This window comes from Inquilinus sp. YAF38 (assembly GCF_052113205.1).
Classification (GTDB): Bacteria; Pseudomonadota; Alphaproteobacteria; order DSM-16000; family Inquilinaceae; genus Inquilinus.
In genome coordinates, this window is the sequence record NZ_JBFRCU010000044.1 from 1 (window position 1) to 14482 (window position 14482).

14 protein-coding genes are annotated in these 14482 nt (G+C 68.2%); 7 read left to right on the forward strand and 7 right to left on the reverse strand.

Going from position 1 to position 14482, the window contains the following annotated elements; translation table 11 throughout:
* Positions 1 to 517 precede the first annotated feature (517 nt).
* The 7 genes from AB4Z01_RS19800 to AB4Z01_RS19830 all read left to right on the forward strand — a co-directional run bounded on the left by AB4Z01_RS19800 (position 518) and on the right by AB4Z01_RS19830 (position 6513).
* Positions 518 to 1762 carry an MFS transporter gene (locus AB4Z01_RS19800; RefSeq protein WP_441696453.1) on the forward strand — a complete coding sequence of 415 codons (1245 nt, stop codon included), beginning with the start codon at positions 518 to 520 and terminating at the stop codon, positions 1760 to 1762.
* 88 nt (positions 1763 to 1850) lie between these two features.
* The gene (locus tag AB4Z01_RS19805; RefSeq protein ID WP_441696456.1) at positions 1851 to 2615 is read left to right on the forward strand and encodes a LuxR C-terminal-related transcriptional regulator; all 765 of its coding nucleotides are present in this window, start codon (positions 1851 to 1853) and stop codon (positions 2613 to 2615) included.
* Between the two features lie 189 nt (positions 2616 to 2804).
* Positions 2805 to 2933, forward strand: a complete 129-nt coding sequence (locus AB4Z01_RS19810; RefSeq protein WP_441696459.1) for a hypothetical protein — start codon at positions 2805 to 2807, stop codon at positions 2931 to 2933.
* Positions 2934 to 3025: 92 nt separating this feature from the next.
* The gene (locus tag AB4Z01_RS19815; RefSeq protein ID WP_441696462.1) at positions 3026 to 3787 is read left to right on the forward strand and encodes a LuxR C-terminal-related transcriptional regulator; all 762 of its coding nucleotides are present in this window, start codon (positions 3026 to 3028) and stop codon (positions 3785 to 3787) included.
* 228 nt (positions 3788 to 4015) lie between these two features.
* The gene (locus AB4Z01_RS19820; protein ID WP_441696465.1) at positions 4016 to 4246 is read left to right on the forward strand and encodes a hypothetical protein; all 231 of its coding nucleotides are present in this window, start codon (positions 4016 to 4018) and stop codon (positions 4244 to 4246) included.
* Positions 4233 to 5276, forward strand: a complete 1044-nt coding sequence (locus AB4Z01_RS19825) for a calcium-binding protein (RefSeq protein WP_441696468.1) — start codon at positions 4233 to 4235, stop codon at positions 5274 to 5276. The genes AB4Z01_RS19820 and AB4Z01_RS19825 overlap by 14 nt, the downstream gene beginning before the upstream one ends.
* Before the next feature lie 97 nt (positions 5277 to 5373).
* The gene (locus AB4Z01_RS19830) at positions 5374 to 6513 is read left to right on the forward strand and encodes a branched-chain amino acid ABC transporter substrate-binding protein (protein ID WP_441696470.1); all 1140 of its coding nucleotides are present in this window, start codon (positions 5374 to 5376) and stop codon (positions 6511 to 6513) included.
* Between the two features lie 45 nt (positions 6514 to 6558).
* On the opposite strand, the gene AB4Z01_RS19835 is transcribed toward AB4Z01_RS19830, so the two are convergent.
* From AB4Z01_RS19835 to AB4Z01_RS19865, 7 genes are all read right to left on the reverse strand, one after another.
* Positions 6559 to 7266 carry an acid phosphatase gene (locus AB4Z01_RS19835; RefSeq protein WP_441696472.1) on the reverse strand — a complete coding sequence of 236 codons (708 nt, stop codon included), beginning with the start codon at positions 7264 to 7266 and terminating at the stop codon, positions 6559 to 6561.
* An 82-nt stretch (positions 7267 to 7348) separates the two neighbouring features.
* Entirely contained in the window at positions 7349 to 8128 is a 780-nt protein-coding gene (locus tag AB4Z01_RS19840; protein WP_441696475.1) for an ABC transporter ATP-binding protein, read from the reverse strand.
* A gap of 2 nt (positions 8129 to 8130) precedes the next feature.
* Complete coding sequence (locus AB4Z01_RS19845) at positions 8131 to 8970, reverse strand: ABC transporter ATP-binding protein (RefSeq protein ID WP_441696477.1); 840 nt, start codon at positions 8968 to 8970, stop codon at positions 8131 to 8133.
* Entirely contained in the window at positions 8967 to 9902 is a 936-nt protein-coding gene (gene nikC / locus AB4Z01_RS19850; RefSeq protein ID WP_441696480.1) for a nickel transporter permease, read from the reverse strand. The genes AB4Z01_RS19845 and nikC overlap by 4 nt, the downstream gene beginning before the upstream one ends.
* A gap of 184 nt (positions 9903 to 10086) precedes the next feature.
* Positions 10087 to 11142: an ABC transporter permease gene (locus tag AB4Z01_RS19855; RefSeq protein ID WP_441696599.1), complete on the reverse strand. Its 1056-nt coding sequence runs from the start codon at positions 11140 to 11142 to the stop codon at positions 10087 to 10089.
* Between the two features lie 28 nt (positions 11143 to 11170).
* The gene (locus AB4Z01_RS19860) at positions 11171 to 12760 is read right to left on the reverse strand and encodes an ABC transporter substrate-binding protein (RefSeq protein ID WP_441696482.1); all 1590 of its coding nucleotides are present in this window, start codon (positions 12758 to 12760) and stop codon (positions 11171 to 11173) included.
* 22 nt (positions 12761 to 12782) lie between these two features.
* The gene (locus AB4Z01_RS19865; RefSeq protein WP_441696485.1) at positions 12783 to 14390 is read right to left on the reverse strand and encodes an ABC transporter substrate-binding protein; all 1608 of its coding nucleotides are present in this window, start codon (positions 14388 to 14390) and stop codon (positions 12783 to 12785) included.
* Between the last annotated feature and the right edge of the window lie 92 nt (positions 14391 to 14482).

Below are 14482 nucleotides of genomic sequence, written 5' to 3' on the forward strand. Positions count from 1 at the left end.
CATTTGTACGCCGTCTTCCGACTGATCCCGTAGCGCTCCGACAGCTCCAGCACCGTCCACTCCCCGCCCAGCCAGTCTCCGATCAACGACGCTCTCTGATCCATCGCGCAGCTCTCTTCCCAAGGCATCGGCAGGCCCTCCCTGCCGACATCAGAGCTGTCACCTATCCATCCGGTCTATTCTGTTACCTCTCTATCCGGGTTGGACAGGATGTCCGACCTCTCCCGCAAGCGGGAGAGGTAATCTGTTCGCATATCTGCGGTCGGTTTCACTGATCGATGTGTGAATGCTGTAGCTCCCGCAAGGGGAGGGGGGACTTAAAAAGCTCACTTCAAAGATGTGTGAATTCGGTAACCCCGAGGAGGGGTGGCTGCGGCCAACGGAATCCCCGTTCCAACACATGAGCCATGCCCGATCGGCGCGAGACGGCGCCGCTGCGGCCGGGTGAAGCTGACGCCAGGCGACGGGGCGGATGGAAGGGGCGCTGCCCGCCGCAGCCACGGCTCAGAGGCCCGACATGCAGGGATGGACCGCCCAGCAGCGGAGCGTCGTCGTCGCCAGCTTCCTCGGCTGGACTCTCGACGCCTTCGACTTCTTCCTCCTCGTCTTCATCCTGACCGACATCGCCAAGGACTTCGGCACCGGCGCCGAGACCACCTCGTGGCTGGTGACGCTGACCCTGGCGATGCGGCCGCTCGGCGCCTTCCTGTTCGGCCGCGCCGCCGACCGCGCCGGCCGCCGGCCCACGCTGATGGTCGACGTGCTGGCCTATTCGCTGCTGGAGTTCGCCTCGGGCTTCGCCCCGACCTTCACCGTGCTGCTGATTCTGCGCATGCTGTATGGCATCGCCATGGGCGGCGAATGGGGCGTCGGCGCCTCGCTGACCATGGAGACGGTGCCGGTCCGCTCGCGCGGCTTCGTCTCCGGCCTGCTGCAGGCCGGTTATCCGACCGGCTACCTGCTGGCCTCGGTCGTCTACGGCCTGTTCTACGATTCGATCGGCTGGCGCGGCATGTTCATGATCGGCGTGCTGCCGGCGCTTCTGGTGCTGTACATCCGCCGCAGCGTGCCGGAATCGCCGTCCTGGACCGAGACGCGGACGGCGAGCGTCGGCATCTCGCTGCTGGACACGGTGCGGCGGCACTGGCGGCTCGGGATCTACGCCATCCTGCTGATGACGGCCTTCAACTTCTTCAGCCACGGCACCCAGGACATCTACCCGACCTTCCTCAAGGTCCAGCACGGCATGGGCCCGCACGAGGTCAGCCTGATCGCCATCGTCTACAACATCGGCGCCATCCTCGGCGGCATCGGCTGCGGCGTGCTGTCGGAGCGCTTCGGCCGGCGCCGGGTTATCGTGGTCGCGGCGCTGCTGGCCCTGCCGGCGCTGCCGCTGTGGGCCTTCTCCTCCGGCCCGGTGCTGCTGGCCGCCGGCGCCTTCCTGATGCAGGTCGCGGTGCAGGGCGCCTGGGGCGTGGTCCCGGCCCATCTCAACGAGCTGTCGCCGGAGGAGGCGCGCGGCACCTTCCCCGGCTTCGTCTACCAGACCGGCAACCTGCTGGCGGCGATCAACCTGACCCTGCAGACCCACATCGCCGTCACCAACGGCAACGACTACGCCCTGGCCATGGCCTGGGTGACCGGGGTGGTGGCGGTGGTGATCGCCCTTCTGATCGCCTTCGGGCCGGAGAAGCGCGGCGTCGCTTTCGGCGCGGCGCGGCTCAGATCCGAGCTCGCCGCCAGCCCCGCCGCCGGAGAATAGCGGCGGCACCGGGACGGCTTGAGCCGGGGACCGGAGGCCGTGCTATAACACGCCGCCCGGCCTCCGGCCGCCCATCGCGATGCCTGCCATGCCGGACGAGCACCAGTTCCTCGACCTGATTGGCCAGATCTACGACGCCGCGGCCGGCGACGAGGACTGGACCCGGGTGCTGGACCGCCTGACGCGGATGCTCGGCGCCCATGCGGCCGTGCTGCAGCGGCCGCATGCCCCGGGACAGGCGGTGCGGACGCTGGTCAGCGGCATCGATCTTGCCTATGTCGGGCTGTACGGCGCCCATTACCATGGGCTGCTGCCGATCCGGTCCTGGCTGCCGCGGCTGCCCGGCGGGTCGGTCTTCGTCGACCGCATGCTGCTGGCCGACCGAGACTATGTCCGGACCGAGTTCTATACCGATTTCCTGACGCCGCAGGACCAGCATGCCAGCCTGTCCTGGCTGGCCCGCAACCGGCAGGGTGGCGGGGCCACCCCGGCCCTGATCTCGATCTGGCGCTCGCGCCGGCAGCCGGAGTGGGAGCAGGCGCAGTTGCGCCTGCTGCACCAGATCGCCCCGCATCTCGAACAGGCGCTGGAAATCGAGCGCCGCCTCGGCGCCAGCGCGGCCCATCGGGTGGCAACGGACCTGGTGCAGGGCGCCGCGGAGCTGACCTGGCACGAGCGCGACTGCCTGGCCGGGATCGCCCGTGGCGCCTCCAGCCAGGAGATCGCGCGCCAGCTCGAGCTGTCGATCCCCATGGTCAACGACACCATCGACGCCGCGATGCGCAAGCTGGCGGCAACCAGCCGGAGCGAGGCCGTGGCCAAGGCGATGGTGCTCGACCTGCTCGGCGGGTGATCCCCTAATCCTCGGGGATTGAGGCAAACGCCATAATCCGCGACCCTGGCGGTGAAATGTCGCGCGGTGCGCCCGCCGTGTTTCCGGTTTTTTTGCGCCGAGATGGAAACAATTCGACGTAAATTCTGTTCTGATTGTGGTGCGGCCGCCGGGCGCGATGCGGGATCGCCATTGGGTGGGGAGGTGCAGATGAATCCGATTCTGATGGCGGCCTTCGGTCTGATCGCGGTGCTGCTATGGCGCGCCGGGCCGGGCTTCGCGGCGGTGACGGGCGGCGCGGCCCTGTCGGCGGCGGCGCTTCTTCTGACGCTGCACTGAAGGCGCAGCGAGCGGCTTCGGCAAGAGCCGTTAAAGAATCACAAATCTGGTATAGTCTCGGTCGACCGCCGGTGCCACGCCGGCGGTTTGCTGTGCCCTTGCCCTGCTTCGCCATGCCGGATGACCGCGCTATCGCCCAGCTGGTCGGCCAGACCTACGACGCCGCGCTTGGCGACGAGGACTGGGCAGCCGTGCTGCGCCGGATGCTGGTGCTGCTCGGCGGCGAGGCGGTGGCGCTGCACCCGACCGGCGCCCCGATGCCGACCGACGTCGCCATCCGCGTCGGCTGCGACCCGGCCTATATCCCGCTCTACAATGCCCATTACCACCAGACTTGGCCGATTCTGCCGATGATGCAGCAGCTGCAGGCCCAGCCGGTCTTCGTCGACCGCATGCTGGTGCCGCAGGACGATTTCCTCCGGACCGAGTTCTACAACGACTATGTCCGGCCGCAGGATGGCCATAGCGGCCTGTACTGGGTCGATTTCGACCGGCTGGGCCTGGGGGCGCATCTGTCGCTCTGGCGGTCGCCGCGCCGCCCCGACTGGAACGATGAGGAGGTCCGGCTGCTGCAGCATATCGGCCCGCATATCGGCCGGGCGCTGAAGATCCAGGGCCGGCTCGTCGCGACCGGCACGCGTGGCGGCGACGCGCCGCCGCTGCTGGCGCCGCGCGAACGAGATTGCCTGGCCTGGGTCGCCCGCGGCGCCTCCAGCAAGCAGGCGGCCCAGCGCCTGGCGCTGTCGGTCTATACCGTCAACGAATACGTCGCCTCGGCGATGCGCAAGCTGCGGGCGACCAGCCGCAGCGAAGCGGTGGCCAGCGCCCTCAACCTCGGCCTGCTCGACCCGTAGCCTCGGCCCCGGGCAATCCCCCAATCCTTGGGGGTTGAGAGATTTTTCCCATCCCGGAACAATGTCCGCAGTCGATCCCGTGCCCCGGCGGCAAGCCGGCAACGGCGATGCGTGGCCAGGGCCGCGCCGCGGCGCGGATCCGAACGGGGATCTTCCATCCGATATCGCGCCGGCCGCATGCGGCAACCGGCGGAGCGGCCGKGCCCGGCCGCGAGTCAGGAGCACTCGATGCCTGTCCTTTCCGGCGGCAATGCCGCCAACGACAACCGGCCGATCGGGACGGTCGACTGGCTTTGCCTGGTGCTGACATCCGATGTCTGGTCCCGCGACGAGCCGGCCGCGGAGGCGGTCGGCCGGATGAATCCGCATCGTCCGAGTGCCGCACCACCCGGTCGCGGCCGCGGGATCGACCGTCTGGTTCCCACCCAATCACGAGGATACTGCGATGGCTCTCATTGAAGGCACTGACGGCGACGACACTCTTTTCGGCACTTTCGACGACGGCGACACCATTCTCGGCCATGCCGGGAACGACTGGATCGAGGGGGGCGGAGGCGATGTCGGCGACCTTATCGATGGCGGCACGGGTGACGACTACGTCAGAAGCGGACTTGGCGCGGACACCCTGATGGGCGGCGACGGCGCCGACACGCTCAGCTACCTCCCCAGCGGTCTCGGGGTTTCGGTCAATCTCGGCACCAACCAGACCTCCGGCGGCGACGCGTCGCAAGACACGATTTCCGGCTTCGAGAATGTCGAGGGCAGCCTCAACGGCGATGATGCCCTGATCGGGTCCGCCGGGGACAACGTGCTTCGGGGCCTCGGCGGCTCCGACATCCTGGAGGGCGCCGCCGGGGCCGACACCCTGGGCGGCGATGACGGCAACGACATACTGCGCGGTGGCGCCGGGGCCGACCAGCTCGACGGCGAGGCCGGCACCGATACCGCCAGCTACTACACCGGCACCGCCGGAGTCGCGGTCAACCTGACCTCGGGCACCGGCAGCGGTGGCGAGGCCCAGGGCGACATTCTGACCGGCATCGATAACCTCTCGGGCAGCCAGGGCAATGACAGCCTCGTCGGCAACAACGACGCCAATGTCCTTCAGGGTTGGAACGGCAACGACGTGCTGACCGGGGCGGGCGGCAAGGACACGCTCACCGGCGGTGCCGGAGCCGACCGTTTCGTCTATGGCGGCATCACCCAGAGCCCGGTCGGGGCCGGCGCCGACCGGATCACCGATTTCAGCCACGTCCAGGGCGACCATATCGACCTGACGGCGATCGACGCCGACACCGGCGCCCCCGGCGACCAGGCGTTCCGCTTCATCGGCACCGGAGCCTACTCCCATCACGCCGGGGAGCTGCGCACTGCCGTCGCCGGCGGTGTCACCACCATCGCCGGCGACGTCAACGGCGACGGCACCTCCGACTTCCACATCCAGCTCACCGGCGCCTTGGCCCTCGCCGCCGCCGACTTCGTGCTCTGAGCCGGTCGCCGGCTTACGGCTGTAACCGCAATCCAAGTTCGAACACCCGTCAGTCCCGATAGAACTGTCGGCCTCTGCCGACCCAAGGAGAGACGCTTTGAAAGCACGTTTTGCGATCACCCTGCTGGCGGCCGTGGCCCTCGGCTCGCTCGCCGTCCACGCTCCGGCGATGGCCGAGGTCAAGCTCGGCGTCGCCGGACCGCTGACCGGCCCGAACGCGGCGGTGGGCGAGCAATACCGCCGCGGCGCCGAGGCCGCGGTCAAGGCCCTGAACGCCGCCGGCGGCGTCAATGGCGAGCAGGTCGCGCTGGTCTATGGCGACGACGCCTCCGACCCCCGCCAGGGCGTCGCGGCGGCGAATGAGCTGGTGGGCGAAGGCGTGGCCGCGGTGATCGGCCACTACAACTCCTCGGTCTCGATCCCAGCCTCGACCGTCTATGCCGAGGAGGGGGTGCTGCAGATCACCCCGGGGTCGACCAACCCGCAGCTGACCGAGCAGGGCATCAAGACCGTGTTCCGCACCTGCGGCCGCGACGACCAGCAGGGTGACGTCGCCGGCACGTTCCTGGCCACCGCCTACAAGGGCCGCAAGGTTGCGATCCTGCACGACCAGACCACCTACGGCAAAGGCCTGGCGGATGCCACCAAGGCGCGGATGAACGGCCTCGGTCTGACCGAGGTGCTGTATGAAGGCATCACCGTCGGCGAGCGCGACTTCTCGGCGGTGGTGTCGAAGATGAAGGCGGCCAATGTCGACGCCGTGTTCTTCGGCGGGCTGCACAACGAGGCCGGGCTGATCCTGCGCCAGATGCGCGACCAGGGGCTGAAGGCGCAGTTCCTGTCCGACGACGGCACCGTGTCGCAGGAGTTCTGGGGCATCACCGGCCCGGCCGGCGAGGGCGCGCTGGTCACCTTCGGGCCGGAGCCACGCGACCAGCCGCAGGCCAAGGACGCCGTCGCCCGGTTCCGCGCCGCGGGCTACGAACCCGAGGGCTATACCCTGTACACCTACGCCGCCGTCCAGGCCTGGGCCGCGGCGGCGCAGAAGGCGGGGTCGGCCGACGGCGCCAAGGTCGCCGCGGCGCTGCATGACGGCAGCGCCTACGACACGGTGATCGGCCCCCTCACCTTCGACGCCAAGGGCGATCCCGCCGGCAGCAACTACGTCCTCTACAGCTGGCAGGACGGCAAGATGGTGCAGCTGTCGGATGCGCAGGTGGCCAAGCTGGGCCACTGAACGTCGGACCGGAGGCGCGGGGTCCGCGCCTCCGGTCCGATTCCGTCAGGACCCGCTATAGCCCAAAGCGTGGCGCAGCTCGGCCTTGGCCGGCTCGTATTCGGCCAGGAAGTCCGGACGCTGCAACAGCTCGAAGGCGATCACCGTGCCGACGATCCGGCCCATCTCGATGTCCGAGCGGTAATGGATGCCGCCGATCAGCCGGTTGTTCGCGAACTGCCAGGCCCGGCCCATGATCTCGGCCCGCTTTTCCGGCACCATGTCGGACAGGATGATGCCCATCAGCGTTCCGACCGTCGCGTGGCCGGACGGGTAGGAGCCTGAATTCGACAGCTTGACGGCGGGCTTGACCAGGTCGCTGAGCAGATGCGGCCGCGGCCGCTTCCAGACGTCCTTGGCCGGGTCGACCACCGCGCCCTCGGTCGCGACGACGCGGTCGAAGAAGGCGCTGAACACCGGCAGGCCGGCCGGGATAAATTTCGGTCCCATCACATTGCCGAAGCGCCAGACATCTTCGGTGACATCGGCGATCGCCGCCTGCTCCATCTCCGGCGTCCGGGTCACCTGCAGGGTCAGCACCTCGCCCAGCTCGGCCTTGGTCTGCGCCGAATCATTCGCCGGGGGCGGCGGCAGAAGCTGCAGGAGATTGACCTCCTTGTCGGTGACGAAGGGCTTCGCCTCCTCCGCCTGGGACGGGAGGGGGCCGATCGCCGCCAGCACCAGAAGGCCGAAGGCCAGGATGGATCGCCGCATGGGTGTGCTCCGCTGGAATGAATGCGGCGGACCCTAGACCCGTCCGATGACAGTCGGATGACACTTCGGGCTCCGGCCGCCGTCAGGCAGCGAAATCCTCGATCCGGTCGGCGGCGGCGCGGTCGTAGCCGCGGCTGGCCTCGAGCAGCTGACGGGTATAGGGCTGGGTCACGCTGCCGTCATGCAGCTGCGCGGCGGTCAGCGTCTCGACGATGCGGCCGCGATTCATCACCGCCAGCCGCTCGCACATCACCGACACCACGGCGAGGTTGTGGGTGACCAGCAGATAGGTCAGCCCGCGCTCGGTCCGCAGGCGCTTCAGCAGGTTCAGGATCTCCGCCTGCACCGAGACGTCGAGCGCCGAGGTCGGCTCGTCCAGCAGCAGCACCCGCGGCTCCAGCACCAGCGCCCGGGCGATGGCGACGCGCTGGCGCTGCCCGCCCGACAGCTGGTGCGGATAGCGGAAGCGGAAGCTGGGGCCGAGCCCGACCTCCTGCAGCACCCGGTCGACCCGGGCGTCGCGGTTGTCGAAGCCGTGGATCGCCAGCGGCTCCATCAGTGTCGCATCCACGGTCTGGCGTGGATGCAGCGAGCCATAGGGGTCCTGGAACACCATCTGGCACAGCTTGAAGAAGCCCTTGTCGCGGCGCCGCCCCTGCTCCCGCCCGTCGACCGCGATCCGGCCGGTCCAGTCCCAGTTCAGGCCGGACAAGGCGCGCAGGATGGTCGACTTGCCGGAGCCGCTTTCGCCGACCAGGCCGTAGCTCTCGCCCCGCTGCACCGACAGCGAGGCGTCGCGCACCGCATGGGTGTCGCCGAACATGACGTCCAGCCCGGTGATCGTGATCATCGAATCCGCCATCGTCACCCCTCCAGCCATGCCGGGTCGCGCTGCAGCACCGGCAGGAACGGCCGGGTGTCGCCGATCTGCGGCAGCGATTCGAGCAGGCCGCGGGTGTAGGGATGCTTCGCCTGGTGCAACTCGGCCGCCCGGCAGCTCTCGACCACCCGCCCCGCATACATGATCAGGATCCGGTCGCAGAAGCTGGCCACCAGGTTCAGGTCGTGGCTGATGAAGATCAGCCCCATGCCGCGCTGGGTCACCAGGTCGTCGATGATCGCCAGCACCTGCATCTGCACGGTGACGTCCAGCGCCGAGGTCGGCTCGTCGGCGATCAGCAGGTCGGGGTCGGGGATCAGCATCATCGCGATCATGATGCGCTGGCCCATGCCGCCCGAGACCTCGTGCGGGTACAGGCCCCACACCCGCTCCGGGTCGCGGATGCGCACCGCCTCGAACATCTCCAGCACCCGCCTCTTGGCCTCGCGGCCGGAGGCGCGTTTGTGGATGCGGTAGGCCTCGGCCACCTGCTCGCCCACCGTGACCACGGGGTTGAGCGAGAATTTCGGGTCCTGCATCACCATCGAGATGCGGCGGCCGCGGATGGCGCGCATCTGCCGCTCGCTCTGGCGCTGCAGGTCGATGCCGTCGAACACCAGCCGGTCGGCCTGGGCCCGGCCGGGCGAACCGACCAGCCGCAGGATCGCCCGGCCGGTCATCGACTTGCCCGAGCCGCTTTCGCCGACGATGCCCAGCTTCTCGCGCCCCAGGGTGAAGCCCATGCCGCGCACGGCCCTGACCTGGCCCTTGGCGGTGTCGAAGGTGACCGAGAGGTTCTCGACCTCCAGCAGCGGCCGGTTCAAGACTGGCCTCCCTGCTTCGGGTCGAGGATGTCGCGCAGCCCGTCGCCGAGCAGGTTGAAGCCCAGGCTGACCACGAAGATGGCGATGCCGGGCATGGTCGCGACCCACCATTGGTCGAGGATGAAGCTGCGGCCCTTGGAGATCATCGCCCCCCATTCCGGCAGCGGCGGCTGGGCGCCGAGGCCGAGGAAGCCGAGGCCCGCCGCGGTCAGGATGATGCCGGCCATGTCGAGCGTGACCCGGACGATCACCGAGGACAGGCACAGCGGCACCACGTGCCGGGCGACGATGCGGGCGCTGGAGGCGCCCTGCAGCCGCACCGCGCTGATGAAGTCGGCGTTGCGGATGGTCAGCGTCTCGGCCCGGGCGATGCGGGCATAGGGCGGCCAGGAGGTGATGGCGATGGCGATGATCGCGTTCTCGATGCCCGGCCCGAGCGCCGCGACGAAGGCCAGCGCCAGGATCAGCTTCGGGAAGGCCAGGAAGATGTCGGTGATGCGCATCAGCACGGCATCGACCCAGCCGCCGAGATAGCCGGAGACGGTGCCGATCAGGAGGCCGACCGGGGCCGCGGTGATCGCCACCAGCACGACGATCAGCAGGGTCAGCCGGGTGCCGTAGATGATGCGGGACCAGATGTCCCGGCCGAGCTCGTCGGTGCCGAGCCAATGCGCGGCGCTGAAGGGCTGCAGCCGGTCCGCCAGGTCCTGCTCGATCGGCGACTGATGGGCCAGCAGCGGCGCGAGCGCGGCGGCGACCAGCAGCGCCAGCACGATCACGAGGCCGACCATCGCCAGCGGGTTTCGGGCCAGGCCGAGCCACAGCAGGTACAGCCGCCCAAGCCGGGCCTGGCCGCGCGACTGCGGCGTGTCGGACAGCAGCCAGCCGCGCCAGGTTTCGGGCTTCGGCAGGGTGTCGGAGGAGTGAGTCATCGCCGGGCCTCCTTCACGGAAGGCGGCATCCGTTCCATGAGAGGAAGGCTCACTGCCTTCGCAACATCCCTTTCCTCGTCATCCCCGCGAAAGCGGGGATCTCGCCGCGTTTGGAACGGAAAGAGATTCCCGCTTTCGCGGGAATGACGACAGAGGAGGACGGGCGACATTCGTTCAGCGGATCTCATCGCGCCCTCGGGTCCAGCACGCGGTACAAAAGGTCGGACAGCATGTTCAGCCCGATATAGACGGCGCCGACGACGATGGTGCCGCCGAGCACCGCGTTCATGTCGGCGTTGAGCAGGGAGTTGGTGATGTACTGGCCGAGGCCCGGCCAGGCGAACACCGTCTCGGTCAGCACCGCCCCTTCCAGCAGCCCGGCATAGGACAGCGCCACCACGGTCAGCAGCGGCACGCGGATGTTGCGGAAGGCGTGGCGCCAGATCACCGCCCTCTCCGACACGCCCTTGACCCGCGCCGTGGTGACGTATTCCTGGCGCAACTGGTCGAGCATGAAGGACCGCGTCATCCGGCTGATATAGGCGAGACTGTAATAGCCGAGCAGCGCCGCCGGCAGCAGCAGGTGGTCGATCGCGTTCCAGAACACCTCCCATTCGCCGGCCAGCGCGGCGTCGAGCGTGATCACCCCCGTCACCGGGTCGACCAGACCGTCATAGAACACGTCGAGCCGCCCAGGCCCGGCCACCCAGCTGAGCTTGGCGTAGAACAGCAGCAGGCCGACCAGGCCGAGCCAGAAGATCGGCACGGAATAGCCGATCAGCCCGACCACCCTGACGAGGTGGTCGGGCCATCGGTCGCGATGCACCGCCGCCATCACCCCCGCCGGGATGCCGAAGACGATGCCGAACAGCACGCCCAGCGTCGCCAGCTCCAGCGTCGCCGGGAACACCCGGGCGATGTCCTCGAGCACCGGGCGCGAGGTCAGCACCGAGGTGCCGAGGTCGCCCGACAGCACGTCCCCGGCATAGCGGGCGAACTGGTCCCAGAGCGGCTTGTCGAGGCCGAGCTCCAGCCGCGCCTTCTCATAGACGTCGCGCGGCGCCCGGTCGCCGACCACGGCCAGCACCGGGTCGATCGGCACCACCCGGCCGATGAAGAAGGTGACGAGGAGCAGGCCGAAGAAGGTGGTCGCCAGCGAGGCAACCACGCCGGCGATGCGGAGGGCGAGCCCGCGCCGGCGCCGGCGGCGGGCGCCGCCGGGCCGGGCGGGGGCCGGCACCGGTTGGAGGTTGGTGGCGGTCACGAGGTCACGACTTCCTGCCGGTCCAATACTGGTTCCTGTCATAGGTCGCCGACCAGGTGAGGCCGGTAACTGGTTTGCGGCTGGCGATCACCTCGGACAGCTGGAACATGAAGGCGAAGGGCGACACCTGCTGGTGGCGGCGCTGGATGTCGGCATAGATCTGCGCCCGCTTGGCGCCGTCGGTCTCGAGCACCGCCTGCTGGGCGTCCGCGGTCAGGGCCGCATCCTGCCAGCCATTGGCCCAGGCCTGGGTCTTCGAAGCGGTGGCGTCGCTGTTGTCGGCGTTGACGGCGAAGGTCCCGGCATTGGAGTCCGGGTCCTCATAGTCGGGGCCCCAGCGGCCGATATAGATCTCGTGCTTGCGGGCGCGCTGCTTGGACAGGACCTGCCGAGCGTCGCCCGGGATCAGTTCCACCGCCACCCCGGCGCGGGCGAAGCTGGCCTGGATCGCCTGGGCGATGTCGATATAGGGCGACTGGTTGATCACATCCATCGTCGCCTTGAACCCGTCCGGCAGGCCGGCCTGGGCCAGCAGCGCCTTGGCCTTGTCGACGTCGAGCTTGAAGGGTGCGTCGTCGATCGCCCCCAGCATGCCGGCCGGAACCAGGGTCTGATGCACGGTGGCGAGGCCATGCATGATGGTGYCGACGATGCCGTCATAGTCGATCAGGTATTTCAGGGCCTGCCGCACCTCCGGCTTGTCGAAGGGCGGATGCAGGACGTTGAAGCTGACATAGAAGATCGACATCTTCTGCACCGGCTCGAGCGTGATGTCGGCATTGCCCTGCAGCGATTTCAGCTGGTCCGGGGTCAGGTTGCGGGCGACGTCGACATCGCCCTTCTGCAGCAGCAGCAGCCGGCTCGAGGACTCCGGCACATGGCGGATGAAGACCCGGCGGAATCCCGGCTGGCCCTGCCAGTAGCCGTCGTTGCGGTCGAGGGCCAGCAGCTCGTTGGGCTTCCACGACGCCAGCTTGAACGGGCCGGAGCCGGCGGAATGCGTCTTCAGCCAGTCATGGCCGAAATCGCCGTTCGCCTCATGCTCCTGCACCAGCTTGCTGTCGACCACGGCGGTGACGGTGGCGGTCAGGCAGTTCAGCACGAAGGTCGGCGCGTAGGCCTTGTCGGTCTTGAACACCAGCGTCCGGTCGTCCGGCGCCGTGACCAACCGGTCGACATTGTCCGCGGTCAGCCCGAACTGGCTGACGATATAGGCCGGCGCCAGGTTCAGCTTGATCGCGCGCTGCAGCGACCAGGCCGCGTCCCGGGCCGTCAGCGGGTTGCCGGAGTGGAATGTCACCCCGTCGCGGATCTTGAAGGTGTAGGTCCGGGCGTCGTCCGACACCGTCCAGCTTTCGGCCAGCAGCGGCACGAGCTTGCTGGCGTCCTTCTGGTCGTAGCCGATCAGCCGGTCATAGACCTGGGCCAAGTATTCGGTCGACGACGCCTCGAAGATCTCGGCCGGGTCGAGCGAGACCAGGTCGTCGATCACCCAGGCCTCGACCAGCGTGTCGGGCGGCGTGCCTGCCCTGGCCGCGAGGCCAGAGCAGGCGATCGTCGCCGCGAGGATGCCGCAGGCGAGCAGCTTCAGCACGGTTCCGGATCCTCGCTGCGGCTCAGGACTTCTTGCCGGTATAGTAGAAGTTGCTGTCGAAGGCCGGCCCCCAGGTGATGCCCTCGACATTCTTCCGCATCGCCGGCACCTCGGTCTGCTGGAACATCACCGCGAAGGGCGAGACCTCCATGTGCTTGCGCTGCAGGTCCTCATAGATCTTCGCCCGCTTGGCGCCGTCGCGCTCGGTCACCGCGCCCTGCGCCGCCTTGGTCAAGTCCGCGTCCTGCCAGCCGTTGCGCCAGGCCAGGGTCTTCGACTTGGCGTCGGCGCCGTTGTCGACATTGATGGCGAAGGTCTCGGCGTTCGAGTTCGGGTCCTGATAGTCTGTGCCCCAGCGGCCGATATACATGTCGTGCTTGCGGGCCCGGTACTTGGTCAGGGTCTGCTTGTTGTCGCCGGGGATGATCTCGATCTGCACGCCGGCCTGGGCGAAGGTCGACTGGATCGACTGCGCCATATCCATCGACGGCGAGGCATTCCAGACGTCGAAGGTGGTCTTGAAGCCGTCCGGCAACCCGGCCTTGGCCAGCAACTCCTTGGCCTTGGCGACGTCGAGCTTGAACGGCTCGTCGGCGATCTCGCCCAGCATGCCCTGCGGGATGAAGCCCTGATGCTTGACGGCGATGCCGCGCATGAAGCTGTTGGCCATGCCGTCATAGTCGATCAGGTATTTCAGCGCCTGCCGCACCTCCGGCTTGTCGAAGGGCGGGTGCGTGGTGTTGAAGCTGACATACCAGACCGAGCCCTTCGGCGCGTTCTCGAGCTTGATGTCGGGGTTGCCGTCGAGCGACTTGAGCTGCTCGGCGCTGAGGTTGCGGGCGACGTCGATATCGCCCTTCTGCAGCAGCAGCATCTGGGTCGCCGCCTCCGCCACATGGCGGATGAAGACGCGGCGGAAGGCCGCCTTGCCCTGCCAGTAGTCGTCGTTGCGGTCGAGCACCAGGGATTCGTTCGGCTTCCAGGCCGACAGCTTGAACGGGCCGGAGCCGGCGGAATGCGTCTTCAGCCATTCATGGCCGAAATCGCCGCTCGCCTCATGCCCCTTCACCTCCTTGCTGTCGACCACCGAGGCGACGCCCGAGGTCAGGCAGTTCAGCACGAAGGTCGGGGCGTAGGCCTTGTCGGTCTTGAACACCAGGGTCCGCTCGTCCGGCGCCGTGACCACCTGGTCGACATTCTCCGCGGTCAGGCCGAACTGGCCGAGGATGAAGGCCGGCGACAGGTTCAGCTTGACCGCGCGCTGCAGCGACCAGGCCGCATCCTGGGCGGTCAGCGCGTTGCCGGAGTGGAACTTCACCCCGCTGCGGATCTTGAAGGTGTAGGTCAGGCCGTCATCGGAGACGGTCCAGCTTTCGGCCACGCCGGGCAGGATCTTGCTGACGTCCTTGACGTCGTAGCCGATCAGCCGCTCATAGACCTGGGCCTGGTACTCGGCCGCCGAGAATTCGAAGATCTCGGCCGGGTCGAGCGAGATGATGTCGTCGATCTGCCAAGCCTCGACCAGAGTGTCCTTCGGCGTCTCGGCGAGGGCCGAAAGACCTGGGGCCGGCAGGCTGGCGCAGGCCAGGATCGTCGCTGCGAGTATGTTGCGGGTGAAACGCTTGATCACGTTTTCCCCTCCCTGTTTGTTATGTCCATGACCACGGAACGGTACCGGGCAGACCATCTTCCGGGCCGCGCCGAACCGGAGTCAAGCCGCAG

Excerpts from the sequence above, each read along its gene's own strand:
- AB4Z01_RS19800 (WP_441696453.1), top strand. The coding sequence starts at position 518 with ATGCAGGGATGGACCGCCCAGCAGCGGAGCGTCGTCGTCGCCAGCTTC.
- AB4Z01_RS19805 (WP_441696456.1), top strand. The coding sequence starts at position 1,851 with ATGCCGGACGAGCACCAGTTCCTCGACCTGATTGGCCAGATCTACGAC.
- AB4Z01_RS19810 (WP_441696459.1), top strand. The coding sequence starts at position 2,805 with ATGAATCCGATTCTGATGGCGGCCTTCGGTCTGATCGCGGTGCTGCTA.
- AB4Z01_RS19820 (WP_441696465.1), top strand. The coding sequence starts at position 4,016 with ATGCCTGTCCTTTCCGGCGGCAATGCCGCCAACGACAACCGGCCGATC.
- AB4Z01_RS19825 (WP_441696468.1), top strand. The coding sequence starts at position 4,233 with ATGGCTCTCATTGAAGGCACTGACGGCGACGACACTCTTTTCGGCACT.
- AB4Z01_RS19835 (WP_441696472.1), bottom strand. The coding sequence starts at position 7,266 with ATGCGGCGATCCATCCTGGCCTTCGGCCTTCTGGTGCTGGCGGCGATC.
- AB4Z01_RS19840 (WP_441696475.1), bottom strand. The coding sequence starts at position 8,128 with ATGGCGGATTCGATGATCACGATCACCGGGCTGGACGTCATGTTCGGC.
- nikC (WP_441696480.1), bottom strand. The coding sequence starts at position 9,902 with ATGACTCACTCCTCCGACACCCTGCCGAAGCCCGAAACCTGGCGCGGC.